Source organism: Brevibacterium rongguiense (assembly GCF_009857845.1).
GTDB lineage: Bacteria > Actinomycetota > Actinomycetes > Actinomycetales > Brevibacteriaceae > Brevibacterium > Brevibacterium rongguiense.
In genome coordinates this window covers 39273-48637 of the sequence record NZ_WWEQ01000001.1, presented here as the reverse complement: position 1 = coordinate 48637, position 9365 = coordinate 39273, and the positions used below count along the sequence as shown (strand labels likewise).

At 67.8% G+C, this 9365-nt stretch carries 15 protein-coding genes; all 15 read left to right on the top strand.

Features of this window, described 5'->3' with window-relative positions; genetic code table 11:
• Positions 1-41: 41 nt before the first annotated feature.
• The 15 genes from GSY69_RS00295 (at position 42) to rplN (ending at position 9364) form a co-directional block, all read left to right on the top strand.
• Positions 42-884, top strand: coding sequence for a carbohydrate ABC transporter permease (locus GSY69_RS00295; protein WP_160951964.1), 843 nt, complete (start codon positions 42-44; stop codon positions 882-884).
• A gap of 1 nt (position 885) precedes the next feature.
• Positions 886-1725, top strand: coding sequence for a carbohydrate ABC transporter permease (locus GSY69_RS00290; protein ID WP_160951924.1), 840 nt, complete (start codon positions 886-888; stop codon positions 1723-1725).
• Between the two features lie 72 nt (positions 1726-1797).
• Positions 1798-3069 carry an ABC transporter ATP-binding protein gene (locus tag GSY69_RS00285; RefSeq protein WP_160951923.1) on the top strand — a complete coding sequence of 424 codons (1272 nt, stop codon included), beginning with the start codon at positions 1798-1800 and terminating at the stop codon, positions 3067-3069.
• Positions 3070-3531: 462 nt separating this feature from the next.
• Entirely contained in the window at positions 3532-3840 is a 309-nt protein-coding gene (rpsJ, locus tag GSY69_RS00280) for a 30S ribosomal protein S10 (protein ID WP_009379191.1), read from the top strand.
• Positions 3841-3849: 9 nt separating this feature from the next.
• The gene (gene rplC, locus GSY69_RS00275) at positions 3850-4524 is read left to right on the top strand and encodes a 50S ribosomal protein L3 (protein WP_160951922.1); all 675 of its coding nucleotides are present in this window, start codon (positions 3850-3852) and stop codon (positions 4522-4524) included.
• Positions 4525-4529: 5 nt separating this feature from the next.
• The gene (rplD, locus tag GSY69_RS00270) at positions 4530-5204 is read left to right on the top strand and encodes a 50S ribosomal protein L4 (RefSeq protein WP_160951921.1); all 675 of its coding nucleotides are present in this window, start codon (positions 4530-4532) and stop codon (positions 5202-5204) included.
• Positions 5201-5503: a 50S ribosomal protein L23 gene (gene rplW / locus GSY69_RS00265; protein ID WP_160951920.1), complete on the top strand. Its 303-nt coding sequence runs from the start codon at positions 5201-5203 to the stop codon at positions 5501-5503. Before rplD ends, rplW begins: the two co-directional genes overlap by 4 nt.
• Before the next feature lie 33 nt (positions 5504-5536).
• On the top strand, positions 5537-6373 hold the full coding sequence (gene rplB / locus GSY69_RS00260; protein WP_160951919.1) for a 50S ribosomal protein L2: 837 nt from the start codon (positions 5537-5539) through the stop codon (positions 6371-6373).
• A gap of 15 nt (positions 6374-6388) precedes the next feature.
• On the top strand, positions 6389-6670 hold the full coding sequence (gene rpsS, locus GSY69_RS00255; protein ID WP_160951918.1) for a 30S ribosomal protein S19: 282 nt from the start codon (positions 6389-6391) through the stop codon (positions 6668-6670).
• A 38-nt stretch (positions 6671-6708) separates the two neighbouring features.
• Positions 6709-7086 carry a 50S ribosomal protein L22 gene (gene rplV, locus GSY69_RS00250; RefSeq protein ID WP_160951917.1) on the top strand — a complete coding sequence of 126 codons (378 nt, stop codon included), beginning with the start codon at positions 6709-6711 and terminating at the stop codon, positions 7084-7086.
• Entirely contained in the window at positions 7086-7910 is an 825-nt protein-coding gene (gene rpsC / locus GSY69_RS00245; RefSeq protein WP_160951916.1) for a 30S ribosomal protein S3, read from the top strand. Before rplV ends, rpsC begins: the two co-directional genes overlap by 1 nt.
• Before the next feature lie 3 nt (positions 7911-7913).
• Positions 7914-8330, top strand: coding sequence for a 50S ribosomal protein L16 (gene rplP / locus GSY69_RS00240; protein ID WP_160951915.1), 417 nt, complete (start codon positions 7914-7916; stop codon positions 8328-8330).
• Between the two features lie 2 nt (positions 8331-8332).
• Positions 8333-8584 (top strand): 50S ribosomal protein L29, encoded by a 252-nt coding sequence (gene rpmC, locus GSY69_RS00235; RefSeq protein ID WP_160951914.1) that lies wholly within the window; start codon positions 8333-8335, stop codon positions 8582-8584.
• Positions 8584-8859: a 30S ribosomal protein S17 gene (gene rpsQ / locus GSY69_RS00230; protein ID WP_160951913.1), complete on the top strand. Its 276-nt coding sequence runs from the start codon at positions 8584-8586 to the stop codon at positions 8857-8859. The genes rpmC and rpsQ overlap by 1 nt, the downstream gene beginning before the upstream one ends.
• A gap of 136 nt (positions 8860-8995) precedes the next feature.
• Positions 8996-9364 carry a 50S ribosomal protein L14 gene (gene rplN, locus GSY69_RS00225; protein WP_160951912.1) on the top strand — a complete coding sequence of 123 codons (369 nt, stop codon included), beginning with the start codon at positions 8996-8998 and terminating at the stop codon, positions 9362-9364.
• The last annotated feature ends 1 nt before the right edge of the window (position 9365 follow it).

Genomic DNA, 9365 nt, shown 5'->3' with positions numbered 1-9365 from the left:
GTGCGACCGATCGCGCGAAGTCCGAGGCCAAGCTCGGCTGGATGCTCTCCGCCCCGGCGGTCATCATCCTCCTGGCGGTCACGGCCTATCCCATCGTGCAGGCCATCTACTTCTCCCTGTTCAACTACCGGATGACGGATCCGGACAACCGGTCGTTCAACTGGGGCCACAACTACATCGTCATCCTCAGCGACCCGCAGTGGTGGCAGACCCTGGGCGTCACGGTGCTCATCACCGTCATCACGGTCGCGGTCGAGCTCGTGCTGGGCTTCGCGCTCGCGCTCGTGATGATCAACGCGATCCGCTCGGTGCGGCCCTGGGTGCGCACCGTCATCCTCATCCCCTACGGCATCATCACCGTGGTCTCCGCCTTCGCCTGGAAGTACGCGTTCGACCTGCCCACCGGCTTCGTGGGCACGTGGACGGGCAACAGCGACTTCGACTGGTTCGGCCACTTCGGCTCCTCGATCGTCGTCATCTGCCTCGCGGAGATCTGGAAGACCACGCCGTTCATCTCGCTGCTGCTGCTCTCCGGCCTCGCCCAGATCCCGGGCGACATGCTCGAGGCGGCCACGGTCGACGGCGCCAGCTGGTGGCAGCGGATGACGAAGGTCATCCTGCCCAACATGAAGGCCGCGATCCTCGTGGCGCTGCTGTTCCGCACGCTCGACGCGTTCCGCGTCTTCGACTCGGTCTTCGTCATGACCTCCGGTGCGCAGGACACGGCGACGGTGTCGTTCCTCGCCTACGACCAGTCGATCTCGCAGCTGCAGGTGGGCATGGGCTCCGCGCTGTCGGTCATGCTCTTCCTGTGCGTGGCGATCATCTGCTTCATCTTCATCAAGGGCTTCAAGGTCGATCTCGGCCAGGTGCGGGGAGACTGATATGAAAGCGAATCCGAAGAAGACGATCCTCTGGGTGATCGTCGGCCTCCTCATCGCGGTGTACGCGCTCTTCCCCATCGTGTGGATCGTGTCGCTGTCGATGAAGTCCGCCAGCGACATCGCCAACCGGCACTTCTGGCCCACGAACATCTCGTGGGAGAACTACCAGCTCATCTTCACCGGGGACGCGCACGACCTGTTCATCCCCGCGCTCATCAACTCGATCGGCATCTGCCTCATCTCCACCCTGGTGGCCGTGGTGCTCGCGACGCTGACCGCCTACGCGGTGGCGCGGCTGGACTTCCCCGGCAAGAGCCTCATCCTCACGATGGCGCTGGGCGTGTCGATCTTCCCCGTCATCTCGCTCGTCACACCGCTGTTCAACGTGTGGTCGAAGATCGGCCTCTACGACACGTGGCTGGGCCTCATCATCCCGTATCTGTCGCTCACGCTGCCCATCTCGATCTGGACCCTCGCGGCCTTCTTCCGGCAGATCCCGTGGGAGCTCGAGCAGGCCGCGCAGGTGGACGGGGCGACGCCGTTCCAGGCGTTCCGGAAGGTCATCGTGCCGCTGGCCTCGCCCGGCGTGTTCACCACCGCGATCATCGCGTTCTTCATCGCCTGGAACGACTTCCTCTACGGCATCTCGCTGACCTCCACCTCGGCGGCCCGCCCGGTGCCGGCCGCGCTGTCGTTCTTCACCGGCGCCAGCCAGTTCGAGGAGCCCGCCGGCGCCATCGCCGCGGCCGCGATCGTCGTGACGATCCCCGTCATCATCATCGTGCTGCTCTTCCAGCGCCAGATCGTCAGCGGCCTCACCTCCGGAGCCGTCAAGGGATGACGTCCGCACCCCGCCCCCACGCACACCGCCCCACCGCGCGCCCAGCGCCGCGCCGCCCCGAAGGAGCCGAGCATGTCTGAGATCGTCCTGGAGCACATCGTCAAGAAGTACGGTGACGGCTTCCCGGCCGTCAACGACGTGAGCCTGACGATCGCCGACGGCGAATTCGTCATCCTCGTGGGCCCCTCGGGTTCGGGCAAATCGACGCTGCTGCGAATGATCGTGGGCCTCGAGGACATCAGCGACGGCAGCCTGAGCATCGACGGCAAGCGGGTCAACGACGTCGCCCCCCGCGAGCGCGGGCTGTCCATGGTGTTCCAGAACTACGCGCTCTACCCCCACCTGACGGTCTACGAGAACATCGCGTTCCCGCTGCGCCTGGCCAAGGGGCAGTTCTCGGACCAGGAGATCGACCGCCGGGTCAACCAGGCGGCGCAGATGCTCGAGCTCGGCGAGCACCTGCAGCGCAAGCCTGCCAACCTCTCCGGCGGCCAGCGCCAGCGCGTGGCCATGGGCCGGGCGATCGTGCGCGACGCGAAGGCGTTCCTGTTCGACGAGCCGCTGTCGAACCTCGACGCGAAGCTGCGCGGGCAGATGCGCACGGAGATCTCGCGCATGCAGCGCACGCTGGGGACCACCACGGTCTACGTCACCCACGACCAGACCGAGGCGATGACGCTGGGCGACAAGGTCGCGGTCCTCAAGCGCGGGGTGCTCCAGCAGTACGCGAGCCCCAAGGAGCTCTACGACGAGCCCGTCAACCTCTTCGTCGCGGGCTTCATCGGATCCCCGCCCATGAACTTCCTGCCCGTCCAGAACCGCGACGGCGCCCTGCACTCCCCGTTCGGCTCGTTCTCCCTCCCGGAGGGCCGTGCCCGGGCGTTCGACGGTGCGCCGGAGCTGCTCATCGCTGGCATCCGGCCCGAGCACTTCCGCGACTGGGAGCTCGTCGAGCCGGAGGACCAGGCGCGCGGGGCCGAGTTCACCGCCAAGGTCGACGTCACCGAGTGGCTGGGCCACGAGCTCTACGTCTACCTGCCGTTCGAGGCCGATGCGGAGGTCCGCGAGGCACTCGAGGAGCTCGACCGCGACCTCGACGGCGAGTCGCTGCGCACGCAGATCGTCGCGGCGCTCGAGCCGGGCTCGCTCGTGCGCGAGGGCGATGACATGTCGCTGTGGTTCGACCCGGCCAACGTCATGGTCTTCGACCCGAAGACGGGGGACAACCTCACCCGGGACCCCGCCAACGCCCGGCGCCTGGCCGAGCGCTCGGAGCAGATGCGCCAGCGCGCGCTCGAGCGGGCGCAGGCCGAGGGCGCCTCGGTCGTCGGCGGCAAGGAGTAGGCCGTCCGCGCGCCCGTGGCGCGCACGTCCGAGGGGGCGGGACCGGAGCGCCGGTCCCGCCCCCTCGGGCCTGCGGTGGCAAAGCTCACATGGCAGTCGCTCGAGATGTGAGCTGTGCCACCGCAGGCCCCGACACGCCGTGCGACACGCCCGGGCGCAGGTGCTTTCGGCCCGCGGATTTGCGCGGCCCGCGCAGTCCGTGCCAAGATGGTCAGGTTGCATTTCGGACGATGACCCCTGCACAGCGGCCTCGCCGCGAACGGTCCGAAAGCCTCCGGAAAGAATCTGCGCACAGCGGTTTCGATGTACCGGGCAGCCAATGAAGAAGCGCGGAGTTCTGTCGGAAGACACGGACGACACGCCCGACCTCGGGGGTCGGTCAGCTCAGCCGGCGCAGACCGCGCGATCCGCACAGGACCGCGGTTGATGGCCGGGAAGATCAACGGAAAGAGATACGACGCCATGGCGGGACAGAAGATCCGCATCCGGCTCAAGTCGTACGACCACGCGGTGATCGACAGTGCAGCACGCAAGATCGTGGACACTGTGACCCGCGCGGGCGCTACGGTGGTGGGCCCCGTGCCGCTGCCGACCGAGAAGAACGTGTACTGCGTCATCCGGTCGCCGCACAAGTACAAGGACAGCCGCGAGCACTTCGAAATGCGCACGCACAAGCGGCTCATCGACATCGTCGACCCGACGCCGAAGGCCGTTGACTCGCTCATGCGCCTCGACCTCGCCGACGACGTCAACATCGAGATCAAGCTGTAAGGGGGAGCCATGGCAAACACCCGTTCCAAGCCGCTCCCCACCACGCGCAGCGTCAAGGGCCTGCTGGGCACCAAGCTCGGCATGACCCAGGTGTGGGACGAGAACAACGTCCTCGTGCCGGTCACCGTCATCAAGACGGGCCAGAACGTCGTCACGCAGGTGCGCAGCGCAGACACCGACGGCTACCCCGCGGTCCAGATCGCCTACGGCGAGATCGACCCGCGCAAGGTCAACAAGCCGCTCACCGGACACTTCGAGAAGGCCGGCGTCGCGCCGCGCCGCCACCTCGCCGAGCTGCGGACCGCGGACGCCGCGGACTACTCGCTCGGCCAGGAGCTCGGGACCGAGGTCTTCGAGCCCGGTGTGAAGGTCGACGTGACCGCCAACACCAAGGGCAAGGGCACCGCGGGCGTCATGAAGCGCCACGGCTTCAAGGGCGTCGGCGCCTCGCACGGCCAGCACCGCAACCACCGCAAGCCCGGCTCGATCGGCGGAGCGTCGACTCCCAGCCGCGTGTTCAAGGGCATGCGCATGGCGGGCCGCATGGGCAACGTGCGCCACACCACGCAGAACCTCACCGTTCACGCAGTCGATGCGGACAACGGCCTGCTGCTCGTCAAGGGCGCCGTCCCCGGCCCCAAGGGCGCCGTCGTCCTCGTCCGCTCCGCTGCGAAGGGAGCATGAGCACAATGACTGAGACCAAGACGATCGACGTGCTCGACGCCGCTGGCAAGAAGTCCGGCACCGCGTCCCTTCCCGCCGAGGTCTTCGGCGTGGAGGCGAACATGCCGCTCATCCACCAGGTCGTCGTGGCGCAGCTGGCAGCAGCGCGCCAGGGCACGCACAAGACCAAGACCCGCGCCGAGGTCCGCGGCGGCGGCAAGAAGCCGTACCGCCAGAAGGGCACCGGCAACGCCCGCCAGGGCTCGATCCGCGCGCCGCAGTACGCCGGCGGCGGCATCGTGCACGGCCCCGTGCCGCGCGACTACTCGCAGCGGACGCCCAAGAAGATGAAGGCGGCCGCGCTGCGCGGCGCGCTCTCGGACCGCGCCCGCCTCGACCAGGTGTTCGTCGTGTCCGGCCTCATCGAGGGCGATGCGCCGTCCACCAAGCAGGCCCGCCTCGCGCTGGGCAAGCTCTCGGACCGCGCCAACAAGCTCGTCGTCGTGGATGCGGCGGACGAGCTCACCTACCGCAGCGTTCGCAACCTGCCGAAGGTGCACGTGCTCACCCCGGGCCAGCTCAACACGTACGACGTGCTGATGGCCGATGACATCGTGTTCACCCAGGCCGCGCTGGACTCGTTCCTCGATTCGGCCGCAGCGGGCGCAGCACGCTCGAGCAGCGAGGAGGACGCCAAGTGAGCAGCGTGACGATCAAGGACCCGCGCGACATCATCATCGCGCCGGTCGTCTCGGAGAAGACCTACGGGCTCATGGACGAGGGCAAGTACACGTTCCTCGTCGATCCCCGGTCGAACAAGTCCGAGATCAAGTACGCAATCGAATCCATCTTCGGCGTGAAGGTCGCCTCGGTGAATACCCTGAACCGTCAGGGCAAGCGCCGCCGCACCCGCTCCGGCTGGGGCAAGCGCAATGACACCAAGCGTGCCATTGTCGCCCTGAGCGAAGGATCGATCGACATCTTCGGCGGATCGCTCTAAGCGATACACCTCGGTAGAGAAGGATCAGGACTCATGGGAATCCGTAAGCACAAGCCGACAACGCCGGGCCGTCGCGGCTCGTCCGTTGCCGACTTTGTCGAAGTGACCCGGTCTACGCCGGAGAAGTCGCTTCTGCGCCCGCTGCCCAAGAAGGGCGGCCGCAACAGCAATGGTCGTGTCACCACCCGCCACCAGGGCGGCGGGCACAAGCGCCAGTACCGCGTCATCGACTTCCGTCGCCATGACAAGGACGGCGTGCCCGCCAAGGTCGCGGAGATCGAATACGACCCCAACCGCACCGCGCGCATCGCGCTGCTCCACTACGTGGACGGCGAGAAGCGCTACATCATCGCCCCGAACCGCCTCAAGCAGGGCGATCGGATCGAGGCCGGCATCGACGCGGACATCAAGCCGGGCAACAACCTGGCGCTGCGCAACATCCCGGTCGGCACCGTCATCCACGCAGTCGAGCTGCGTCCGGGCGGCGGCGCGAAGATCGGCCGCTCGGCGGGCGCCTCCGTGCAGCTCGTCGCGAAGTTCGGCCCCTACGCCCAGCTGCGGATGCCCTCGGGCGAGATCCGCAACGTGGACGTGCGCTGCCGCGCGACGATCGGCGAGGTCGGCAATGCCGAGCAGTCGAACATCAACTGGGGCAAGGCCGGCCGCATGCGCTGGAAGGGCAAGCGCCCGACCGTCCGCGGTGTCGTCATGAACCCCGTCGACCACCCGCACGGCGGCGGCGAGGGCAAGACGTCCGGCGGCCGCCACCCGGTGAGCCCCTGGGGCAAGCCCGAGGGCCGCACGCGTCGCCCCAACAAGGAAAGCGACAAGCTCATCGTCCGTCGCCGGCGTACCGGCAAGAAGCGCTGATAGGGAGCCTGAGAAATGCCTCGCAGTCTGAAGAAGGGCCCCTTCGTCGATGAGCACCTCTACAAGAAGGTCGCTGCTCAGAACGAAAAGGGCACCAAGAACGTCATCAAGACGTGGTCCCGCCGCTCGATGATCGTCCCGGATTTCCTGGGCCACACGATCGCCGTGCACGACGGGCGCAAGCATGTCCCGGTGTTCATCACCGAGTCCATGGTCGGGCACAAGCTCGGCGAATTCGCACCGACGCGGACGTTCCGCGGCCACGAGAAGGACGATCGCAAGGGCCGTCGCCGCTGAGGCGCCGACCCGCGGTCATCAAAAGAGAGAAGGAAACGATGGAAGCCAAGGCGAAGGTGCGCTACCTGCGCGTCACGCCCCAGAAGGCTCGGCGTGTCGTTGACCTCATTCGTGGTCAGCAGGCAACCGAAGCCCTCGCGGTCCTGAAATTCGCAGAGCAGGCCGCCTCCGAGCCGGTCTACAAGCTCGTCGCGTCCGGCATCGCGAATGCCCGCGTGCAGGCCGACAGGTTCGGCGAGGCGTTCAACGAGGATGACCTGGTCATCTCGGAGGCGTACGTCGACGAAGGCCCGACGATGAAGCGGTTCCGGCCGCGCGCACAGGGCCGTGCCTACCGCATCAACAAGCGCACGAGCCACATCACCCTGGTGCTCTCCTCTGAGGAAGCCGGCGCTTCACGGAAGGAGAACGCCTGATGGGCCAGAAGATCAACCCGAACGGATTCCGCCTGGGAATCACGACCGACCACAAGTCGAAGTGGTTCGCGGACTCCAACAAGCCCGGCCAGCGCTACGCCGACTACGTCGGCGAAGACGTCCGGATCCGCCGGCTGCTCAAGAGCAGCCTCGAGCGCGCCGGCCTCTCGCAGGTCAACATCGAGCGCACCCGCGACCGCGTCCGCGTGGACATCCACACGGCGCGTCCGGGCATCGTGATCGGGCGCCGCGGCTCCGAGGCCGACCGCCTGCGCGGTCAGCTCGAGAAGCTCACCGGCAAGCAGATCCAGCTCAACATCCTCGAGGTCAAGAACCCCGAGGTCGACGCCCAGCTCGTCGCGCAGGGCGTCGCCGAGCAGCTCGCCAGCCGCGTGGCGTTCCGCCGCGCGATGCGCAAGGCCATCCAGTCCGCGCAGCGGGCCGGGGCCAAGGGCATCCGCGTGCAGTGCGCCGGCCGCCTGGGCGGCGCCGAGATGAGCCGGTCGGAGTTCTACCGCGAGGGCCGGGTGCCGCTGCACACGCTCCGCGCGAACATCGACTACGGCTTCTACGAGGCGCAGACCACCTTCGGCCGCATCGGCGTGAAGGTGTGGATCTACAAGGGCGACCTGACCGACAAGGAACTCGCCGCCGTCGAGGCGCAGCAGCCGAACAACCGCGGTCCCCGCGGTGCCGGCCGCGGCCGCGGACGCGCGGGAGGCCCCGGCCGCGGCCGCGCGCCGGAGCGCCAGGGCGCCCCCCAGAAGAAGACTGAGAACTCTGCCGACGCCGCGTCTGAGGCGCCGGCCGGATCGGAGGGCTGACCCGTGCTGATCCCGCGTCGCGTCAAGTACCGCAAGCAGCACCATCCCAAGCGCCGTGGCGTCGCCAAGGGCGGCACCGAGGTGTCGTTCGGCGACTGGGGCATCCAGGCGCTCGAGCACGCCTACGTGACCAACCGGCAGATCGAGGCCGCGCGTATCGCCATGACCCGCCACATCAAGCGCGGCGGCAAGGTCTGGATCAACATCTACCCGGACCGCCCGCTGACCAAGCGCCCCGCCGAGACCCGCATGGGCTCCGGCAAGGGCTCGCCCGAGTGGTGGGTGTCCAATGTCAAGCCGGGCCGCGTCATGTTCGAGCTGGCCGGCGTGTCCGAGGAAGTCGCTCGCGAGGCCCTGCGCCTGGCGATCCACAAGCTTCCGCTCAAGGCGCGCATCGTTTCGCGCGAAGGTGGTGAGTGATCATGGCGATCGGTTCGAAGGACCTCTCCATGGACGTGCTCGACGGCTATGACGAGCAGCGTCTGGTCGAGGAGCTCAAGAAGGCCAAGGCCGAGCTGTTCAACCTCCGCTTCCAGTCGGCCACCGGCCAGCTGGAGAGCAACGGCCGGCTCAAGGCCGTCCGCCGGGACATCGCCCGGATCTACACCGTGCTCCGAGAGCGCGAGCTGTCGATCCGCACCAACCCCGCCGAGGCGAAGGAAGAGGATAAGTGATGTCCGAGCAGACCCAGGCCGCCGAGCGCGGCTCGCGCAAGGTGATGCGCGGCTACGTCGTCTCCGACAAGATGGACAAGACCATCGTCGTCGAGGTCGAGGACCGCAAGAAGCACCGCCTCTACGGCAAGGTCTTGCGCACCACCAGCAAGATCAAGGCGCACGACGAGGAGAACACCGCCGGCATCGGCGACCTCGTCCGCGTCGCCGAAACCCGCCCGCTCTCGGCTTCCAAGCGCTGGCGGCTGCTCGAGGTCGTCGAGCGCGCCAAGTGATGTGAAGCCCGCCCGGTCCCTCCCGGTCCCGCCTGTTCCGCGGCGGCCACCGGGAACCCGGGCGGGGCAGTTGACCATGACCGTTCCGCAAGGCTCGCCCCAGGCGAGAACCCGCGTGACGACAGGAGAATGAACAGTGATCCAGCAGGAGTCGCGACTCAAGGTCGCCGACAACACCGGAGCGAAGGAAATCCTCGCGATCCGGATCCTCGGGGGCTCGGGCCGGCGCTACGCCGGCATCGGCGACACGATCGTCGCCACCGTCAAGGACGCCATCCCCGGGGGCAACGTCAAGAAGGGCGATGTGGTCAAGGCCGTCATCGTCCGCACCGTCAAGGAGCGCCGCCGCAGCGACGGCTCCTACATCCGCTTCGATGAGAACGCGGCCGTCATCCTCAAGAACGACGGCGAGCCCCGCGGCACCCGCATCTTCGGACCCGTGGGCCGCGAGCTGCGCGACAAGAAGTTCATGAAGATCGTCTCGCTCGCGCCGGAGGTGCTGTGAA